Consider the following 18558-nt stretch of genomic DNA (forward strand, 5'->3'; position numbering starts at 1 on the left):
TTTTCATCCTTTCTTCATGCGTGCGGCCATGGATCCGGCCCCCGCTCGGGCTCCGCGCCCAATGAGGCCGCCCGCCCGGCCGGCGAGGTTGCTGTAATGCGCCATCGGTCCGCGTAGCGGCTGGCCGGTCCGAGCGCCCTCGAAGGTGCCGGCGCTGAGGCGCGCCGTCGCGCTGGCGCCGCGCCCGACCGCCCTGCGCGACAGCCCGGCGGCGTCGGCCGCGATGCCGCCGATGGCGATGTTGGTTGCGGCGAGCGACTGCGCGAAGGACGGCACCAGCACGAGGAGGCCCGCGCCCAGCATCATCACGACTACGAAGGAAAGCGCTTCGCTTAGCGTTTCGATGCCGCCCATGTCGGCTGGCGCCACTTCCGCGCCCGCTGAGATGGTGAAGCCTGCCATGGCCGCGACGAGCAGCGGCACGAAGGCCATGCCGAGGGCGAGTTTCACCCAGGCCTCGAAGATCGGGGCGGTCTGCCGGAACAGCGTGCAGGCCACCATGGCCGGCGCGATGGCGATCAGGACGGCGATCATGATCTTGGCCGCCGACAGCACGATGATCGCCACCGTCGCCATGATCGAGGCGACGAGAAACATCAGCAGCCCGGCCATGGCGCCGACTATGAGGCCGCCGCTCTCCGAGATGGCGTCGCCGATCTCCAGCGCCGTCCGGTAGAGGTCGTCGAGCCCGTCGTAGAGGTTGGTGACGGTCGCGCCCGACAGCGCGCTCAGCATGCCCGCGCCTATCTCGCCCGGCGCCTCCGTTAGCGCGAGGTAGACGGCCGTGATATTACCGTAGACGAGAAACACGTTCACCAGCGTGATCCGCAGCGCGAGGCTCACGGCGGTGCCCACCGTCAGCGGCACCGTCTGCAGCACGAGGTTCGCGCCGACCAGCGCCACGGTCAGCGTCGATGCGATGGCCACGACCGGGCGGACGGCGGTCAGCACACCATCATAGGTCTGCGCCGCCACGCCGATGACGGTCGCGTCTACGAGGCCGAGGATCTGCTCGATCACCGCCATCAGCCGTCTCCGCACCGCTCTTCGCTGAAGGTGCGGTATTGCTGCTCGACAGAACTCCAGTCAGGCCGCCGGTAGGAGCGGACGCGACTGTAGTCCGCGTCCGTCAGCTCCGCCGGCCCCCTGCCGAACGTCTCCTCGAAGAACCCCGCGAAGGGCAGCGCCTCGTAGACGCAACCGCAGGAGCCGGTCGCCACGGCCGCCTCGCGCGCCTCCACGAGGTAGGCCTTCTCGGCCGCCCCGGCGAAGAACTCGTTCTCCCAGAACGGCGTGTCCGGCACCGGCGCCTCGCAGACCTGCGGCCCGGCGAACATCAGCAGTCCGCGCGCACGGACCTCGCCCATGGCATCCAGCAGCGCATCCGCGTCCTGCGCCTCTGTCGCTGCGACCACGTCGGCCAGGAGAGCCTCGTCTGACAGCTCCGCCATGGATTGCGCGGCCGCGGGTCCGGCGATCGCCGCCAGCGTGGCCATGGCCAGAAGGTGATGTCTCATTCCTCGGTCTCCTCTCCGATGGTGGGGCCCGTGCCATAGTCGAAGAAGGCTCGGGTGCGTGCCTGCTCGGCGGCGAGGTCGAGCCCCGATTGTGCGCCGGCTAGGCCCGCGGCCGCGTTGAGCCGCCACATCTGCCCCAGCATGAAGTTGGTCTCGGCCGCCATGCGCGTGTTGAGGTCGACCGATTCCTTGAGCGTCTCCTGCGCGCCGATCGCGTCCACCAGGCCGTCGACGCGGCCGAGGCTCGCGGCCGCCTCCTCGTAAGCCATCTGCGAGGCGCCGATCGCCACGGTGTTGGCGGCGGCCGTGGTCGCGATCCGTTCCGCCGCTGGTTCGCCGGAGGCGGCCATCCCCTCCAGCGTCTCCGGGGTGAAGCCCGCATTCGCCATGATCCCGCGGAAGGCCTCGGCCGCGCGCAGCTCGCCCACCGTCACCTGCCCGTCGAGCAGCTTGTCGCGGATGGCGTCGAAGTCGCCGACCGACAGCCGGTCGACCAGTCCGTCGAGATCGACGATCTTGGCTGCCCGATCCCGGAGATCCTTGGCATCATTATAGAGGCGTGCAATCTCGTTGATCCCCGTCACCGAGCCGAGGATGCCCTCCAGGTTCGTCAACTGGTCGACCTGAAGCTCGACCTGACGGCGTAGCTCCTCGATCTGTCGAAGCTGCGCTTCGGCGTCCCGAAGTGCTGCCTGCAGCTGCTGCACGTTCTGCGCGAGGTTCGAGCCGTCGATCACCGGCACGCCCTGCGCCCGCGGCGCGGAGTCGGGAAGGACGGTGGCAGCCGCCAGCACGGCGGCGCCGAGCGCGAAGGCGCGTCTAGCTGTCATCGGCGTATCTCCAGAAGGTCGTGGTCTCCAAGGCGTCGGCCGCCTCCACGAGGTTGCCCGCGGCCTCGACCTTCACGGCTGCCGCATGTCGGCGCAGCGTCAGCGCCATCAGCCGGGCGCGTTCGGCCAGAACGTAGGTGGAATGATCGACAGCCTCCTTGGCGGTCGCGGAGCGGCCCTCGCGCAGCAGTGCCGCCATCCGGCCCATGGACGCCTCGACCTGCCCGGCCAGATGGTTGCCGTAGCCGACCGACGCATCGGCCCAGTTGCCCCAGGCCGCCGAGGCGCCATCCACCCCGACAAGGCTGCCGGTCATGTCCACGCCGGTGATGACGCCGAGATATTCGTCGTAGTAGCGCCGAATGCGCCGGACATAGGTCTGCGTCTCCTCGAAGGGTGGGATGCCCCCGTACTCCATCACCCGACCCGGTCCCGCGTTGTAGGCGGCGAGCGCATGGTCGACCCGCCCGAACCGCTTGAGCTGCGCCAGGATGTAGCGCGCGCCGCCGTCGAGGTTCTGCCAGGGATCGTAAGGGTCCACGCCGAGGTCGGAGGCGGTACCAGGCATGAGTTGGCAGAAGCCCCGCGCGCCGACATGGCTGACGGCGGCGTTGTTGAACCGGCTTTCCTGCTTGATGAGCGACTGGAACAGGATGCGCCACGTAAGCGGGGTCAGCCCCGCCGCGGCGAGGCCGGCATGGCCTTCGTAGCGCCGCGCGGTGGCGATGATCATCCGCTCCACGTCCGCGTTCTCGCCGAACAGGCGATCCGCGTCCGGATGCGCCTCGGTTACGGGATAGGTCTCGTCCGCGGAGGCCCATCCTAGCCCAGACGCTTCGAAGCGCGACAGATCGGTGGGGCCGGATGCGCCCTCGAGGAAACGCTCGTAGGCCGCGAGCTGATCGGCGTGCAAAGCCTCCTGCTCGCCGTGCACGGCCGACTTGTCGGCCTGGCGTGCGGCGTCGCGGCCCATCTCGGCGACGCGCGAGATCGCGCGGGCGAGCCGCGAGCCGTCCACGATGGGAACGCCCTGTGCCAACGCCGCTCCGCCGAGCACGGCGCCGGCCGCGACGATGGCCGGCACGATCCTAGAAGTCCTGGAAGTCGCAGGCATGGCCGGCCCCGGAGACGAAGGACATGGATGGCGAGGCATCACCGGCGCAGGGCGAGCGCTTGCCGGTGGGGACGCCGCAACTCGCCAGCAGGGCGAGGGCGAGAGCGGCACAGAGAATGCGTATCATCGGGTCATCTCCTTCCAGAAATCGGGATCGATGCGCCATCCGTGCGGCGCGCGCTCCTCGCCGGTGCGCCCACCGCCAAGCACCGTCATCAACGGACCAAGGCCGGACAGGTCGGCGTCGATCACGACCGAGTCGCCGCCCGAACGGATCAGGGCGAGGCGGCGCCCGCCCGTGCCCTCGGACAGGATCTCCGCCTCGCGTTCACCCAAGCGAAGGATGCGCCAGTCCTCGGGTGCGGCACGGGGGTTCGGAAACAGCACCTGCGTCGCTACGGACTCGGCGATGATCGCACCGACCTCCGACCGGGCGAGGTGGTCGGGCGCCTGGGTCAGCATCACGACGCAGGCGTTGCGCTTGCGCATGGTGACGAGCCAGTCGTGCAGGCGGCGCACGAAGATCGGGTCGGCCATCATCTTCCAGGCCTCATCGATCACGATCAGGGTCGGACGGCGGTCCTCGATGGTGCGCTCGATACGGCGGAACAGGTAGCTGAGCAGCGCCGTACGTTCGGCGTCGAGATCGAGCAGTTCGCTCATGTCGATGCCGATCACCTCCTCGTCAAGGCGAACGGCCTCCGCCCCGGGGCGGGAGAAGACCCAGCCGTGCCGTCCTTCCGCCGTCCATTCGCGCACGCGCCCCGCTAGGTCGCCCTCGTCGTCGGTCGAGGCCACAAGACTCGCCAGCCCATCGAAGCTGCGCAGCGCGGGTTCGGCCCGGGCGATCTGACGTACGGCCTCGGCCAGTGCGGTGGTCTGAGCGGGCTCCAGCGGGCGATGACGTGCGAGCAGGTCGGCAAGCCAGCCTGCGAGCCAGGCCTCGCCGCGCGCGTCTGTTTCGGTGGCAAAGGGATGCAAGCCCGTGGGTTGGCCGACCTTCACGGCGCCGTAGCGGCCGCCGAGTGCCCGGACAGCCATCTCCAGCCCCTGATCCTTGTCGATCACGACCACCCGTGCGTTCAGGCGGCGCGCCTGTGCGAGCAGGAAGGCGGTGAGCAGCGTCTTACCCGAGCCGGTCCGGCCAAGCACCAGGGTATGGCCGACGCTCGGCTCCGCATCCGTCCTGCCCCGCTCGTGGAAGTTGAAACGGTATAGCGTCGAGCCGACGGTGGGCAGGCCGGTGACGGGGGCGCCCCAGGGGGACTCGTTCGCGCCCCGGCCGCGGCCTGCGGCGTGCAGCGCGGCCATCTCGGCGAAGTTGTCTGCCGAGATCATGCCGGACCGGATGCGGTAGCCCCAATTGCCCGGCGCCTGCGCGAAGTAGAGCGCGCGGGCCGCCCAGCCCTCGCGCACCAGTAGCATCCCCGCCTCCTGACCGACGCGCCAGATCTCGGAGACCGCGCGCTCCAGCTCCGCCTCGTCGTCGCACCAGACCTGGATGCTTGCATGGTGGTCGCCGAAGACCAGCCGGCCCGAGGCGACCTCGTCGGCCGCCTCCACCAACTGCTCGGTCAGGCTGACGCCTGCGTCCTCGGTTGCGCCACGCTGGCGGTGGACGCGCTGAATGCGCTCCAGCGTCTCGGCGGTGCGCCGTGGCGTGAAGCTGTTGGTGACGCAGACGTCGTAGGGAAGCTCCAACCCGTCTAGCATGGCGGGCCAAGTGGCGGGCGGGTAGGACTTGACGCCGAAGATCGCACCGACCCGAGAGCGGACCCCGTCGTGCAGGCGCATCCGCCCGCCGTCGAACGTGACTTCGAAATTGGTCATCGCCTCGGCCAGCAGATCACCGGGCGCAGCGTGGACATTGGCGTAGTCCTGCCCGTGCACGGCGGCGAGCAGCGCCAGCCACTCCCCGGAGGAAACGCAGAGCCTGCGGGCGCCTCGCTCGCGCAGCGCGCCCATGACGAGACCCATGGCCTCGTCCAACTCCGCAACTCGGGCCGCACAATCGTCGCGGAACGCGCGCTTGGCGCGGCCCAGCCCGAGGGGCAGCCGATGCGCGAGGCTCGGTCGCAGGAGGACCGAGAGCATCAGCACCCGGCGCTTGAGATCGCGCGCGCCGAGGCTCTGCCGCCACGCGCCGTCCACGGCTGCGGCGAAGGGCGCGTCTTCGATTCCGGGTAGCTCGACCCGCTCGGACCGGGCGAGCCGATGCACGACCACACCGAAGCGTTCGCCAAGCTGGCCAACCATCCGCGCGACGGTGCCTGACAGCTCGTCAATGGCGGCTTCGTCCGCCGTTAGCCCGTCGATACCGTCGAGCACCATGGAGGCCATGAGGTCGCCTTGTCGGGTGAGGATCACGTCGTCGCGGAGCGCCGAGACATACGGCAGATGTCGGCCGAAGCGTTCGTGCCGGGGGACGCGCGTGCCCAGTAGGTCGCGCGCGGCAGGCGGGAGGTCGTGACCACGGAGGCTAGCCGACATAGCGGTCACCCCCGTTCTCCGTCCGCCCGGGGGTACGCGGTGTGCGCGCCGTTACTACCTGCAGGATATCGAAGACATGCGGATTGCGATCGGCCACCAGCCAGAGCGGCGGGTAGACGATCACGGGTACGAGCAGCCACCACAGGCTGCCCGTGCCGATCAACGGCACGAAGGTGACGAGGCTGAGCGCCACGCCGTAGCCGAGCGGCAGGCCGAGGAAGGTCGAGGGGCGCATCAGGCCGAGGAAGACCGGGGTGCGTCGCATGGGCATTGTCTCCGAAAGTGTCCCCCACCCTGCCGGGTGGGGAAGCATGTTATAGGGTTCAGGTCGGTGCGCCGGCGAAGCCGTCGATTACGGTTGCCGCGCCGAACACGATGGCCATGCCGACGAGCACGCCGCCGAACGTGGCCGCGTTGATGCGCCCGAACATCAGCATGACACCGAGTACGACCACGGCGACGATGCCGACGGCGCGGCCAATCGGGCCGGTGAGCGCCGTGACCACGGTGGTCAGCATGGTGGTCACCGGCGACAGGTCCTGCGCGAGCGCGGGAATCGCCGAGGCGAGAAGGAGCAGCGCCGCGGTCGCAGCGAGCTTGGGGGGTCGTTTCATCATCACATTTCTCCAAGGGAACTTCGATAGATCGCCATCACCTTGCGCACGTGCCCGCGGGTCTCGGCGTAAGGCGGCACACCGGCATGCCGCGCAACGGCCTCCGGTCCGGCGTTGTAGGCGGCCAACGCCAGCTCCAGGCTGCCGAACCGCTCCACCTGCGCGAGGAGGTAGCGGGCGGAGCCGTGCAGGTTCTGGACGGGATCGTGCAAATCGACCCCGAGATCGCGTGCCGTGGCGGGCATGAGCTGCCCCAGCCCGACCGCGCCCGCATGACTGCGGGCAGTGGGGTCAAACGCGCTCTCCACGGCAATGTTGGATCGGAAGAAGGCGTGCCACTGGCCTGCGGTCAGACCGGCCCGACGCAGTGCCGGGTGGCCGGCATGAGCGAGCGCCACGTCGAGGATCAGGCCCTCGATTTCCGGGCGGCTTCGTTGCACAGGGCTGTGCGTAACCTCCAACTCGATCTTAGGCGCGGTGCGAGTGCTCTTTACAGGCAGGCGGTCGAAATCGAGAACCGCGCCGGAGACACGGCCAGGTATCTCGTCCGCCCCCAAGTCGATCACCGAGGCCTGCGACGTACCGGACAGCGCGATGACCATGAGGCAGACTCCGACGGCCAGGCATCTGCGATTTGTCATGGCTCCTGCCCTCCCTAGTCACATACCGAACGGAACGCGCAGGGAGAGTCTGGCAGCACGCACCCGCGCCGCCAGCAAGGCCGTCATCGATCTGACGCCTGCTGTGTCGTCCCCGGCGGACGTCTCGGCAAAGCCGATCCATCCGCTCGCTCCACTCGGTCTCGGCTTTCCGCCTTCCCGGTTGATTATTGCCCCTGACATAGTGGACGTCGGGGCCGGGTTGACGATTAACTAAGAACAAACAATGAACACAAGGGGCCGGGGAACCGGATTTCATGGGAAGAGAACATGACGTTGCGCCAGCTTGATCGAGCCAGAGTTTCACAGCAGGAAAGACGATACCGGCATGTGCCGGTCTTCCTCGCCTGCCTCGCAGTCCTCACGGGTGGGCCATGGGCATGGGCCCAAACGACCTCGTTCGACTGTCTGCCTCCAGTCCCGCCATCGGCCGCGTCGCCCGACTTGCTGCGCGAGTACGAGGCCGAGCTTCGTGTCGAATACAGCGTCTATTTCGACGATGCGCAGTCCTACCTCATCTGCCTCGACGCGGCCGGCCGGACCATGCGGGCAGACGTGCAGGCCACATTGAAGGCGTATCGCCGCCTGTTCCCCGAATGATCGATCCCATGGAGACAAACGAACCGAAGGAGGCGCATCGATGCGCAAACTGCTGACAACTGCCGCGTTGGTCATGACACTGGGAACCGGCCTCGCACCCATGCGCGCCGAGGCCTACGCGGTCGACTGCGCGATACTGCTCTGCCTCGCGGGAGGCTGGCCCGCCTCGGCACCCTGTGCCCATGCCAAGGCGGAGTTCATCCGCCGGATCACGCCCTGGCCTATCGAGCCGCCCCTTCAGATCTGGCGCTGCCCAATGAGCGCGGCCTCGGGCGACGGCGATCCAGCCAAGCGCTTCGCCGCGATGGTCGCAGAGTTGTCGGGACGACCCGTTCCGATGGCTCGCGCGGTCGACGGACGCGCACAGGCACTGCGGGATGCTCTCATGCGAGTCCCAGCCTCCTATGACGGGGCGACGCCTGGTGCCGATGCCGATGTGTCCGGGCCTGCGTTCGATTTTATCCGGTCTATCGTCGTCTACGATGTGGACTGGTATGAATACGATCATGAGAACCATGAGGGCGACCATTCCTGCCGCCGCCTTCGGCAGCGTGTCCGGATCGGCACCTACGACGATACCGGTGCCTTCAGTTGGCGCGATGCACATGTTTCGGAAGCCATATCTCGCGCTTGGCTCGGTTTTACGACGCGCAGGAAGGAAGCATGCAGCTACGAGGGTTACTTCCGCGGCGTTGCCGTAGAATGGCGCGCCCACGGAGGCACACATGACCATGAGATAATACAGTACTGAGAGCGATCATGCGGGATCATTTCGAGATTGAATTCGGTGCTAATATCAATACTCTTGCCGCATTCTTGAGGAGAATCGCGCATGCAGAGAATGGAAGCCCGCGTTGCAGTAAGCGTTTCAGATCTCAAGAAAAGCCCGAGCGGCGTCATGGCGCGCGCTGATGGCGAGGCCGTGGCCGTTCTGAACCATAACAAGGTGATGGCCTATATGGTCCCGGCGAAAGCCTACGAAGCCATGAAGCGTCGGCTCGGCGAGCCGGAGGCGGACTGGAAACGGGCAAGCGGCGAGTAAGACCGCAGACGGCCCGGATGCGGTGCGGATCGGCTGCGAGCTGACGCCACCGTGAACCACGAAGATAAGGTCAAGAGAGGAGAGCAGACCCTAAAAAGCGAAACCCCCCGCGAGGTGAAACCAAGCGAGGGGGGCTTAATGAACCCAGGGTTGGCGCCCTGAACAAGATCTTCAGTCAAGATTGGTTTTAGAGCCCTCCGACATTGCAAGCAAGAAAAAACCGCATCTGTGTGAATAGGTGTGGCTTGCCAACCACCTCGCTTCAATCACAGGCGAGAACACTATGTCATTTTCACAGGCGACCACGGCGTCGTCCTACTCCCCTTATGCCGACGTACATGCGTCCGGCCCCCATCCTGTGCTGCCCGAAGGCATGCAGCGCAGTCAGGTCCGCGATCTCCTGCTGGAGCTTCGACGCGCGCTGAAGCTTAGTCAGGCGGCGTTGTTGACGTTGCTTCAGATCGTGGAACGCACGCGCCCCTCTGATTGGACCAGTCCGGACGTGGAGCCTGTCTGCTACGCCCGACAAGTGCGGCTGGCGTCCGAGCTCGGCAAATCGGAGCGTGCCGTTCGCTATGACGAGGCGCGGTTGGAGCGCATGGGCCTGATCGAACGGCGTACGCTGGCCAACGGCGCGCGCACTTCGCATGGCGGCTGCGGCCTCGTACTCTCCCCGCTCATCGAGAGGATCCCTGCGCTGCTGGCCCTTCGAGATCGCCAACGCGCCGAATGGGATGCGCGGGCGGCGCTGCTCGCCCGGCGCAGTGCCCTATACCGGGCGGTCAGGGACGCGCTGATGGAAGTGCAGACGACGCAGCCAGGAGATCCCGCCGCGCGCGAGGCGACGGAGACGTTTCTATCGTGGCCCGTACCTGCCGAGTTGCGCGCGATGTCCTTGGACGCTCTCTCGGACCATGTGGAGAAGGCTGGTGATTTAGCCGATCGCTTGGACGAATTGCTTGAGAGTTGTCGTGATTCTTCCGGTCAGACGGCAACAAGTTTCCGGTCCTATATACAAACTACAATTAACACTTCCTTTGAATTTTGTAACGCGCCGGCTAACGCCGCCGCTGACATAGAAGAAAATAGTGCGAAAAATCAGGCGGCGCACAAGCATGAACCCCAAGTGCAACCAGGACTGGATCGACTAACGCCTCAAGCACTGCGAGCGATCGCTTCGGACGAGCTTCGGCTCTACCTCGACTACGACACGCGAAACCGGGATCCGCGGATGCGAGATTTCACCCTGGCTGCGATCCGTCGACTTCCCGAGTTGGGCGTTAGCCCATCGGCTTGGGAGGAGGCCGTTGGAACCATGGGAGATGAGGCTGCTACGTTGGCCGTGTTGGTGATCGACGCGAACCGTGATCATCCCGCCGCCCCAGTTCGACGACCCGGTGGGCTGCTGCGCGCCATGGCTCGGCGACACAAGGCGGGCGAGTTGAATCTGTTGGGAAGCCTCATTGGTCTGCTGGAGCGAAAGCGCGAATAATTTTCTCGTACATGTACCCCTCAGGAGGTTGACCGAGGGGGCTTTCCCATTCGGTAGTATTCGTGTTCTGCATACCTGTGGGATACTTACATACAGGGCGTTTCATGATTTTCAGATCGGGCGGCTCCCTTTGGTCTCTTGCCGGTAGTGTCGGTGTTAAGGTAGTCCGTCGTGTGAGAACGAAGGAGCAACAATGATCCGGCGCGTCATCGCCATCTTGGCAACTATCACGCCGGTGATTGGTCAAGCCGCTATGGCGTGGGACCGGAAACTAGTACGCGGACTCGACACCTACATTGCAGCTACAGACGCAGGTCAGGTTACGGTCGTCTGCGACCCGGATCGCGTTCATGGAACGACGCCTCAGGGCATCATTGTCGTTCTCATGCCCAAGGACCGAAACGCTAATCGTGTAGTGCTTCTTGCAGAGACGGGCGAGCAGGCCGCCTTCGATCTCAAGGACGGGGTCGCGGCGCAGGCGATGTCCGACCCGGACGCCTGGAACGAGATGTCTCGAATGATGCGCGAGGGCGGGCGGATCGCGGTGGTGACCGCCAGGGACGCTTTCACCCTCGATCTGTCCCCCCTGCCCTCTTTGCGCTGCTCCTAGTCGTCGATGCGCTTCTCGAGCGCGTCAAGCTCCTCGACGAGTAGAACGCGGGCGAAGGCGCTGAGCACCTGCCCCGTCGAATGGATTCGCAGGGGGTCGTGAATGCCCTTGTGCACTTCGCGGACCTGTTCGACCGAGAGGTTCATCGTCGTGCGTCCGAAGGCCGGACCTTCCCCGCGGGAATCCTCCAGTCGCGGCGCTGCTAAATCGGTGTAGCTGCTCCAGTCGTCGGCATCGCGCAACTCGCGCATGCGTACCAGAACGGCCTTCTGCAACGCCTTCTGGATGTAAGCAACGGACACGCCCGCGACTTCGGCCATATCGTCGATGCGCGCGGTGTCCGCGAGAAGGACACGCATATGGAAGGCCGGCTTTTCACCCCCCTGCCCTGCCGTTTCCGTTTCTGCCGAATCCGATTTTACTGCGCGCGACCGCGTTCGACGCGGCTTGCGCGCCTTCGGGGCAGCTTTTGAGTTCGGCGTAGGCTCAGGCTTTACCTCGGGTTTTGAAGTAGGTTGGGCATGACCTTCCACATCAATGGTTTGCGGTGGTGGCGTCTCCGTTGCAACTTTAGGCACCGCCTTGGCCTCCTCCCCCACCGGGCGTGCTTCCATGTATTTTGCCGCGCTTACGGCAAGTGTTTCTGCACGCGCGTGCCTATCGGCGTTGGACACGCCAATACCGGTTCTCTGCGGCACTTTCCTGATCATGCCACGACCTCCTCACGGTTCTTCACAGCGGTCTCGATATCGACGAGAAGCTCCTCGCAATAGTCAAGCGCCGCCCTGACGTGACCGGCAGCCAACCGGCTGCGCGGATCGGAGGCGTAAGTATCGCGGACTACCGTCAGAGGCCCTGACAACGGCATGCGCCGGAAGGTCTGACTGGTTGGGACCGGCGTGGGCAGCATCGGCATGCGTTTGACGACCTCGTAGACTTCCAGATCCTGAGCGTGGACCTTGTCGCGCGCGCGGGCCAGCTCCGCCTCGTTGGCGGCAGTGACGAGAGCCATCGCCTTGGGTGGCGCGTTCAGCATCACCACGCCGCGCAATGGTTCGGGAAAACCCTCGGCCAAGGTTGCGGCCATCCGGTCGATCCAATCCAGCGTTTTCTGCACGGCGACGAAGTCGCTCTGCGTCGGCACGGCTGGAACGATGATCATGTCGGCTGCGAGGGCGAGGTTCTCTGTCTCGGGATTCTCGCCTGGCCGGGTGTCGATCAGCACGAGATCGATCCCTTCCTCCTCCCAGCCGTTGAGCGCTTCATAGAGCGCGTCGACAGTATCTGGGATCGGACCGATCGTGAGTCCTTCGGGCCAGGAAACGCGGGTTAGCCCGTTCCAGTCCGCAGCGTCCGACTTCGCTCTCCATTCGGTCAGTTGTTGGTCGGTATCTCCATCAAGAGCATGGACCCGAAGTCCGCGCGCGAGCGCGCCCGATGCGAGCATCTGTATCAAGGTGGTCTTTCCGGAGCCGCCCTTGGTGGACAGCGAAGTGACGGTAATCATGGTGCGAGCCTCGTCTATGCCTGTATGTGTGCAGCACTTCCGCCGGATGACCTGATACGTGTCGCTCCGATGTGTGCCGTCGTTGTGCAGGAAGTGTTTCTGCTGCCGCGCAAGATGACAAGATGGAACCTGACAATATGCAGTAGTGTGGCACACATGTACCCGTTACCAAAAACACAGGTATGCAGGATGCATATATTAGATATCGGAAAACGCGACGTATGAATGTGATATCCAAGGCGCAAGAATCATGTAAACGTACGCTGGGAAAGCACATGCAAGGATGCATTATGTCGGAACTATCCGCGCGATAGGTAGTATGCATTACGCTGGACGTGGAATGACGGAAAGCGGTATCAAAAATCCAGTATGAAGGATGCAGTATGTTGGACGCGGGACATTATAGTGTCATAACTAAAGTATGCATTCCGATACCGAGAGCGCTTGCTGGGTAGATCAAGAGCCATCGTTGATGAGGCATTAAGTCTCGACTTGTTATAGCCTTGTGCGACCCGTTCTAGGCCATGCTGAAGCTTTCTGAGCGATGCCAGATGACTGCGGCGCGCGTTGTTGGATGATTGATGGGTCGGGCTGCACCCGACGGCACTTTGGGCCTTGGCCCAAAGTGCCGCAACGGACCCCCTGTGGGGGACGTTGACAGGAATGGTATCTTGTATGACATTTTTGGACAGTCGAGCAGGGAGGGCTGACGACATGGCAGCTCGGCTCGGGAAAGATGACCGCCAGAAGGTTCTAAACCTTGCCTCAGAAGGACATTCCGATGCTGAGATCGCCCGTCGGTACGGCTGCTCCAGGCAAACGGTGGCGCGCATCCGTCAATGTGCGGTCGCTTCGGATCGGACGTCCAAGGGTCGGATCATCCAAGCTCGGGTGACGCCCCAAGAAGCAGACGCCTTCGCAACAATGGTTGACGAAGCGGGGACGACGACGTCCGACATGCTGCGCCGGATGATCCGTTTGTCGGCCGGAGTTGCTGATTTTAGGGCGGACGAACTCGAGGAACTGGGTCGGACGTCACGCGAACTGAACGCGCTGGCACGCAACCTCGTCCAACTCCTGCGCCTCGGTCATGTCGGAAAGCTGCGCTGGAACGCGCGCGACGCTGCGCTGGTCGGGCGTCTATCGGAGCGCACGGAGGAGGTCGCGCGGGCCGTCCAGGCGCTGCGGGCGGCGTCCATGCGGGGCGCCTTCGTGCGTACCGAGCTGATCGGCGCGACGCTCCCTGAAGATAGTCGACGACCAAATGGTGTCGAGACCGATGGCTGACCGCGGGACCGTCCAAGATGCGGTGATCGGCGAGGTTCTGCTCGGACTGGGACGGAACGCCCGCGGGATCCACGGTCGTGGGCCGCGCGCGCTCGGAAGCGGGCGTGGCGGGGCAGGGGGCTTGGCTGCAGGTCTAGCCGGAAACGTACTGCGGGTGCCGCAGAGCGTGGTGAAGCGGGTGGCGCAAGGTGGATGCCATACGCCGGCCGAGCTGCGGCGGCAGGCGGATTACGTGCTGCGCGACGAGGCCCGGATGTCGGCATGGAGTAACCAGATCGGCGTGGATCGATCTCTGGAGGCCGAGGGCGTTGAGGCCATCGTCGCGGATTGGTCGGCTTCTTGGGCCGGCGCGCCCAAGCGGGGCCATACCGACCATCTGATCCTAAGCTTCCCCCAGAACACCGATCCCAAGGTCGCGGAGGCCATCGCGCGTGATTGGGGCCAGACGCTGTTCGCAAGCGGCGAGCATCGGGACCGCTACCGTTACGTGGCTGCACTACATGCCAATACCGAGCATGTGCATGCGCATTTCATCGTCGATAAGGTCGGCATGGATGAAGGACGGTTCCTGTCGATCAGTCGTCATTCGGAGATCACCTACGATCTGATGCGCGAGCTGCACGTTGCCGTAGCGGCCGAGCACAGACTGGCGCTCAACGCCACATCACGGCTCAGCCGCGGCATCGTTGAGCATGCGCCGCGACAAGCCGATATCCCAGCCGCGCACCTTGAGGGACGAACGCCATTCATGGCGGGGATGGCGGAGGCGGAGCGCGATGCGCGGCTCGAGGTCGTGCGCGGCTTTGCCGAGGACTACGCGCGGTTGGCGGAGGTCGCGGGGTTCGCGGGCCCGGATGAGGATGGATTCATGGAGCGCCTTTCTAAGGCCGCGCGGTCGGCGGCGGATGCGCTTGGACGAGGGGAGATGATCATGGCGGGGTTCGAGGCGGTCGGCTTGGCGGAGCGGGATCCGGCAGCGCGGCTGACGGCAGCTTGTGAGGCGCTGGAACGCGAGGCCGAGCGGACTTGGACGGCGATCCGGGACATGGAAAGCTGTGCGGAGAAGGCGGAACTGGAGCATCTGCTCGCCGCGAAGGCCGAGGCAGTGCAGGCGGTGCTGGGTCAGAATGTGCTGGCCGGACACGAGCCGCTATCGCGCGGAACGGATGTTCATTCGGTTCCCATGATACACGCGCTGCGCACGCTCGCGGACGGGCAGGGGGAGGCGACGCGATCGGCGGAACGTGCGTTGAATGCTCTCCAGGACCGCGTCGAGGTGGCGCTCACCCCGCATGCGTCGCTGCTGGAGCGATCCGAGGTGACGGCCGAGGAGGTGGCGGCACGTTTCGCCTGGCCGAGCCGAAGCGCGCAGGCGATCGAGGCGGGGCGTCCCGCAGGCGAAGAGCGCGCGGCCTGGGATGCGATGGAGCAAGCCGCGCGAGGCGCAGCGGTGCGGGCGGCGGCCGAGCTGGCTATGACGCCCGAGCTGCGCGAGCCAGTCGCGCGGGCCGCGTTGTCGACCGCGTCCGCATCGGCCCGCCTTGCGGAAGTCGACGTGGTTCGGGAGTTCGTTCGCGCCGTGCAGGGCGAGATGGGCGAGGAGAAGACGGAGGCGGTGGTCGCGGGGCAGGGGGGTGCGCTGTCTGATCACGTCGCTGATCCCGGCCTGCGTCACGTCGTGCGATCAGAGCTGACCGCTTTGGCCGCCGCCGGCTGGGACGCCGAACCAGAGGCGCGAGACAGCGCCACCGTGGGAGCGGCGCGTGAGCGCATGATGGTGTTCGACTTGGCCGCGCGCGCGCAGGAGGCGCGGAGCCGGACGGCGCCGGAGCATGGACTGGAGCTTTGATCCGATGATCACGTCGATGGAGAGCCGCTGGCGCTACCCGCTGGCCGCCGCGGTCGGGCTTGCGGGTGGCGCGGTGCTGGGGCTGGCGCTCGCCACGCTGGCCGCGATGACGATGCTGCGCGAACCGCTAGAGACTTTTGCCTTCGCGGAGCCGTGGTTCCTGCGATGGTCGACGGACGAGCTCGAAGCCAACCCGGCAGTGCTGCGCTCGGTTTGGATGCTCACGCTGGGCCCGATGGTCGTACTCGCGGCGCTCGGCCTCGTTTCCGCTTGGCGCGGCGGGCTGACGGATTACGACGACGCGCATTTCCAGTCGGTGCGCGAGATGCGGCGCAACCGGATGGTCTCGGGGCTCGACCGGGGCGGCTTCCTCTATGGTAAACTCGGGCGGCCTGAGAAGGCCGGGAGGTTCGTCTCGGCCACGCCGGACCGCTTTCCGCATGCGATCATGATCGCGCCCACGGGGCGGGGCAAGAACGTCGGCTTCGTGTTCCCCAACCTCATGCATTTCCGCGGCAGCGCCGTGGTTCTGGACGTCAAGGGAGAGAACTTCGCCACGACCTCGATCCACCGGACGAGAGCCTTGGGCAACAAGGTGTGGTACTTTTCGCCCTTCGACTACGTCGACGCATCGGACGTGGGAGATGAAGATGGCGAGGACGGGCAGGGGGGCGAGGTCCGGACCCGCACGCACCGCTTCAACCCGCTGGCGCGCATTGCGGCGCTGCCGTCCACCGAGCAGCAGTTCACCGCCATCAACACGATGACGGACCTGTTCCTGTCGGTGGAATCCAAGGACGCCGAGAGCTTCTTCCAGGCCGGTCGGTCGCTCTTCGTGGTCGCCTGCCTGCGGGCCATCGAGACCGGCACGCCCACCATCGGCGAGGCGCTGCGAATCATGAATGGCGGCGGAGCCAAGAAGGAGAGCTACCGCCTGATTGCGGAGGAGACCGGGATCGCGGTGGTGCGCGAGGTGTTCCTCGGCATGGCCGATCAGATCGACAAGATCCTCGACAGCTACGTGTCGGTAATCCGCGGCGCGGGTCTGCAACTCTGGCTCGACCCGGCGGTCGACCGGGCGACGAGCGCGTCGGATTTCAACCTCGCCTCGTTCCGGCGCGAGGCGCAGACGCTCTACATCGCGATCCAGCCCGAGGAGTTGCGCACGCTTGCGCCTTTGGTGCGGCTCCTCTTCGCCGATGCCATCGCCTCGCTGCAACGCGCTCAGCCCGGTCCGGGCGAGCCGCATCCCGTTATGTTCGTCCTCGACGAGTTCGACCAGCTCGGCCGCCAGCCCAACGTGTTGCAGGCGCTCAAGACCATCCGCTCCTACGGGGGACGGTTCTTCATCGTCACGCAGTCGATCCCCGGGCTGGAGAGTGTCTACGGCGAGACTGACCGGCGCGCGCTGCTCGCGGCTGCGGGCGTGCAGATCTACATGACGCCCCAGGACGACCGAACGGCGGACGTCCTTTCGAGCGCGCTTGGGAGGACGACCATTGTCGCCAAGACCCGCAGCCAGGGGGCGGTGCAGAGGCTGGACGAGAGTGGCAATGTCTCGCGGCGCTCCGAGGAGCGGCCCTTGGTCTCCCCGTCCGAGACGCTGCGTCTCGACACGTCAAAGGTGCTGATCCTCCCCGAGGGACAGTACCCGATCCTGGCGGACCGGATCACCCACTACGCCGACCGGCACTTCAAGCGCATCGACGCGGCCCGGGCGGGCCATCCGCTGCCGTACCCGCCCGCGACCGTCCCGGCGCCGTCCCGGCCGCGCAAGATGCGCGCGTTCCTGTCGGAGGGGCAGGAGGCGGGCGCCGCCCTCGACCTGGTTGACGGCGCGGAATTCGCGGCCGAAGCGAAGGGAGGCGTCGCCGCAGTAGGCGACCGGGCGCGGGCGCGACCAAAGGGACGGCGCGCGCCGCCGGTTAGGAGCGATGACGTCGGCGTTGGCGAACAAATCGACCAAGCCGAGCCCGCGGTCGCTGAGGACGTGTCAGGGCTGACGGGCGAGCTGGGCCCTGATCCTGTCCCGGAGATCATCCCGACCAAACCGCCACGTCGCCGACCTCCGGCGCGTCGTGTGGCCATCGACGAAGACGCCTGACAACTTGTCAGGCGAGTTCGACGCCCTCCGCGTCGGCGGCGCGCCGGAGCGCGCGGTCTGCCGTCGTCAATGGCAGGGCACGGGTCTGGGCCAGAGCGAGATAGGCTGCGTCGTAGGCGGTCAGGCGGTGTCGCGTGGCGAGGGCGACGATGCCCGCGTCGCCGACCGCGCCCATGTCCACCGCCTCCAGCGGAAGACGGCGCAGACGTAGCAGTGAGGGAACAATCTCGGCCTCGGGCAAGCGTCCACGCCGTGCGGCCATCAGGAGGATGTTGCGCAACTCGTGCCAGATGAGGCCGGGTACGACGCCGCCCTCGGCCGCCACGCGGTGCAGGATCGCGTCAGCTGCGGCATTGTCCTCGTCTGGCAGCACCCAAACGGCGGCCACGGAGGCATCGACAATGAGACTCACGTGTGCCGCCTCAGCGCCGGCCATCGTCGCGCCAAGAAATCAGCTCGTCGGTGGTGGTGGGCTTGAGGCCCGCCCGCGCTGCGAGGATGTCAGCCACCGCGGCCCGCGCGTCGCCGGTCCGCGCGACGGGCACCAGCCGCGCCACGGGCACGTCGCCACGCGCAATCGTGACCTCTTCGCCGGCCTCAACGCGGGCGAGGAGCTCGCTGAGCCGAGTCTTGGCTTCGCCGGTCTTGATGACGGTGGGCATGGCGGCCTCCAAAGTTCTGCAGAAGGCAAGATAGGGCGCTAGGGAGGAGTTGGTCAAGACTTGACCAAGTTAAATATGTAATCCGTATTATGTAATAATAGAAAAGTTGAACGCTCGAACAGCGCCTGACATGAAGGCTGTTGACCTTCCCCCCACCGGAACCCCCATCTTCTTGGCCAAG

Annotated in this window: 21 protein-coding genes; 8 read left to right on the top strand and 13 right to left on the bottom strand. The window is 65.9% G+C overall.

What is annotated here, in order from left to right; genetic code table 11:
• Nucleotides 1-3: 3 nt before the first annotated feature.
• The 9 genes from K3551_RS18925 to K3551_RS18965 are packed head-to-tail and all read right to left on the bottom strand — an operon-like array spanning nucleotide 4 to nucleotide 7206.
• Nucleotides 4-1026, bottom strand: coding sequence for a type IV secretion system protein (locus tag K3551_RS18925; protein ID WP_259919970.1), 1023 nt, complete (start codon nucleotides 1024-1026; stop codon nucleotides 4-6).
• Nucleotides 1026-1517 (bottom strand): hypothetical protein, encoded by a 492-nt coding sequence (locus K3551_RS18930; protein WP_259919973.1) that lies wholly within the window; start codon nucleotides 1515-1517, stop codon nucleotides 1026-1028. The genes K3551_RS18925 and K3551_RS18930 overlap by 1 nt, the downstream gene beginning before the upstream one ends.
• Nucleotides 1514-2347 (bottom strand): type IV secretion system protein, encoded by an 834-nt coding sequence (locus K3551_RS18935; protein ID WP_259919975.1) that lies wholly within the window; start codon nucleotides 2345-2347, stop codon nucleotides 1514-1516. The genes K3551_RS18930 and K3551_RS18935 overlap by 4 nt, the downstream gene beginning before the upstream one ends.
• The gene (locus tag K3551_RS20010) at nucleotides 2337-3431 is read right to left on the bottom strand and encodes a lytic transglycosylase domain-containing protein (protein WP_311199808.1); all 1095 of its coding nucleotides are present in this window, start codon (nucleotides 3429-3431) and stop codon (nucleotides 2337-2339) included. Before K3551_RS20010 ends, K3551_RS18935 begins: the two co-directional genes overlap by 11 nt.
• A gap of 4 nt (nucleotides 3432-3435) precedes the next feature.
• A complete protein-coding gene (locus K3551_RS18945; RefSeq protein WP_259919977.1) occupies nucleotides 3436-3588 on the bottom strand; it encodes a hypothetical protein in 153 nt (50 codons plus the stop codon).
• Entirely contained in the window at nucleotides 3585-5951 is a 2367-nt protein-coding gene (locus K3551_RS18950; protein ID WP_259919978.1) for a helicase HerA domain-containing protein, read from the bottom strand. Before K3551_RS18950 ends, K3551_RS18945 begins: the two co-directional genes overlap by 4 nt.
• A complete protein-coding gene (locus tag K3551_RS18955) occupies nucleotides 5941-6216 on the bottom strand; it encodes a type IV secretion system protein VirB3 (RefSeq protein WP_259919979.1) in 276 nt (91 codons plus the stop codon). The genes K3551_RS18950 and K3551_RS18955 overlap by 11 nt, the downstream gene beginning before the upstream one ends.
• Before the next feature lie 58 nt (nucleotides 6217-6274).
• Nucleotides 6275-6568, bottom strand: a complete 294-nt coding sequence (locus K3551_RS18960) for a TrbC/VirB2 family protein (RefSeq protein ID WP_259919980.1) — start codon at nucleotides 6566-6568, stop codon at nucleotides 6275-6277.
• Nucleotides 6568-7206, bottom strand: coding sequence for a lytic transglycosylase domain-containing protein (locus tag K3551_RS18965; RefSeq protein WP_259919981.1), 639 nt, complete (start codon nucleotides 7204-7206; stop codon nucleotides 6568-6570). Before K3551_RS18965 ends, K3551_RS18960 begins: the two co-directional genes overlap by 1 nt.
• A gap of 288 nt (nucleotides 7207-7494) precedes the next feature.
• Between K3551_RS18965 and K3551_RS18970 the strand changes: the two genes are divergently transcribed.
• From K3551_RS18970 to K3551_RS18990, 5 genes are all read left to right on the top strand, one after another.
• Nucleotides 7495-7824, top strand: a complete 330-nt coding sequence (locus K3551_RS18970) for a hypothetical protein (RefSeq protein ID WP_259919982.1) — start codon at nucleotides 7495-7497, stop codon at nucleotides 7822-7824.
• A gap of 40 nt (nucleotides 7825-7864) precedes the next feature.
• Nucleotides 7865-8575, top strand: coding sequence for a hypothetical protein (locus tag K3551_RS18975; RefSeq protein ID WP_259919983.1), 711 nt, complete (start codon nucleotides 7865-7867; stop codon nucleotides 8573-8575).
• 81 nt (nucleotides 8576-8656) lie between these two features.
• A complete protein-coding gene (locus K3551_RS18980; protein ID WP_259919984.1) occupies nucleotides 8657-8866 on the top strand; it encodes a type II toxin-antitoxin system Phd/YefM family antitoxin in 210 nt (69 codons plus the stop codon).
• A gap of 283 nt (nucleotides 8867-9149) precedes the next feature.
• On the top strand, nucleotides 9150-10358 hold the full coding sequence (repC, locus tag K3551_RS18985) for a replication initiation protein RepC (RefSeq protein WP_259919985.1): 1209 nt from the start codon (nucleotides 9150-9152) through the stop codon (nucleotides 10356-10358).
• Between the two features lie 193 nt (nucleotides 10359-10551).
• The gene (locus tag K3551_RS18990; protein WP_259919986.1) at nucleotides 10552-10968 is read left to right on the top strand and encodes a hypothetical protein; all 417 of its coding nucleotides are present in this window, start codon (nucleotides 10552-10554) and stop codon (nucleotides 10966-10968) included.
• Here K3551_RS18990 and K3551_RS18995 read toward each other — a convergent pair.
• Both K3551_RS18995 and K3551_RS19000 read right to left on the bottom strand, forming a co-directional pair.
• Nucleotides 10965-11678: a hypothetical protein gene (locus tag K3551_RS18995; protein ID WP_259919987.1), complete on the bottom strand. Its 714-nt coding sequence runs from the start codon at nucleotides 11676-11678 to the stop codon at nucleotides 10965-10967. The two genes, K3551_RS18990 and K3551_RS18995, sit on opposite strands and share 4 nt — an antisense overlap.
• Nucleotides 11675-12475: a ParA family protein gene (locus K3551_RS19000; RefSeq protein ID WP_259919988.1), complete on the bottom strand. Its 801-nt coding sequence runs from the start codon at nucleotides 12473-12475 to the stop codon at nucleotides 11675-11677. The genes K3551_RS18995 and K3551_RS19000 overlap by 4 nt, the downstream gene beginning before the upstream one ends.
• A 714-nt stretch (nucleotides 12476-13189) precedes the next feature.
• On the opposite strand from K3551_RS19000, the gene K3551_RS19005 reads away from it, so the two are divergent.
• From K3551_RS19005 to K3551_RS19015, 3 genes are all read left to right on the top strand, one after another.
• Complete coding sequence (locus tag K3551_RS19005) at nucleotides 13190-13762, top strand: helix-turn-helix domain-containing protein (protein ID WP_259919989.1); 573 nt, start codon at nucleotides 13190-13192, stop codon at nucleotides 13760-13762.
• A gap of 121 nt (nucleotides 13763-13883) precedes the next feature.
• Nucleotides 13884-15611 (top strand): relaxase/mobilization nuclease domain-containing protein, encoded by a 1728-nt coding sequence (locus K3551_RS19010; protein ID WP_259919991.1) that lies wholly within the window; start codon nucleotides 13884-13886, stop codon nucleotides 15609-15611.
• Complete coding sequence (locus K3551_RS19015) at nucleotides 15595-17715, top strand: type IV secretory system conjugative DNA transfer family protein (protein WP_259919993.1); 2121 nt, start codon at nucleotides 15595-15597, stop codon at nucleotides 17713-17715. The genes K3551_RS19010 and K3551_RS19015 overlap by 17 nt, the downstream gene beginning before the upstream one ends.
• A gap of 7 nt (nucleotides 17716-17722) precedes the next feature.
• Here the strand turns inward: K3551_RS19015 and K3551_RS19020 are convergent, their stop codons facing one another.
• Nucleotides 17723-18127, bottom strand: coding sequence for a type II toxin-antitoxin system VapC family toxin (locus tag K3551_RS19020; protein WP_259919995.1), 405 nt, complete (start codon nucleotides 18125-18127; stop codon nucleotides 17723-17725).
• Between the two features lie 10 nt (nucleotides 18128-18137).
• On the bottom strand, nucleotides 18138-18377 hold the full coding sequence (locus K3551_RS19025; protein WP_259919996.1) for a type II toxin-antitoxin system Phd/YefM family antitoxin: 240 nt from the start codon (nucleotides 18375-18377) through the stop codon (nucleotides 18138-18140).
• Nucleotides 18378-18558: the final 181 nt, after the last annotated feature.

This window comes from Jannaschia sp. M317 (assembly GCF_025141175.1).
In the GTDB taxonomy this organism is placed as follows: Bacteria; Pseudomonadota; Alphaproteobacteria; order Rhodobacterales; family Rhodobacteraceae; genus Jannaschia.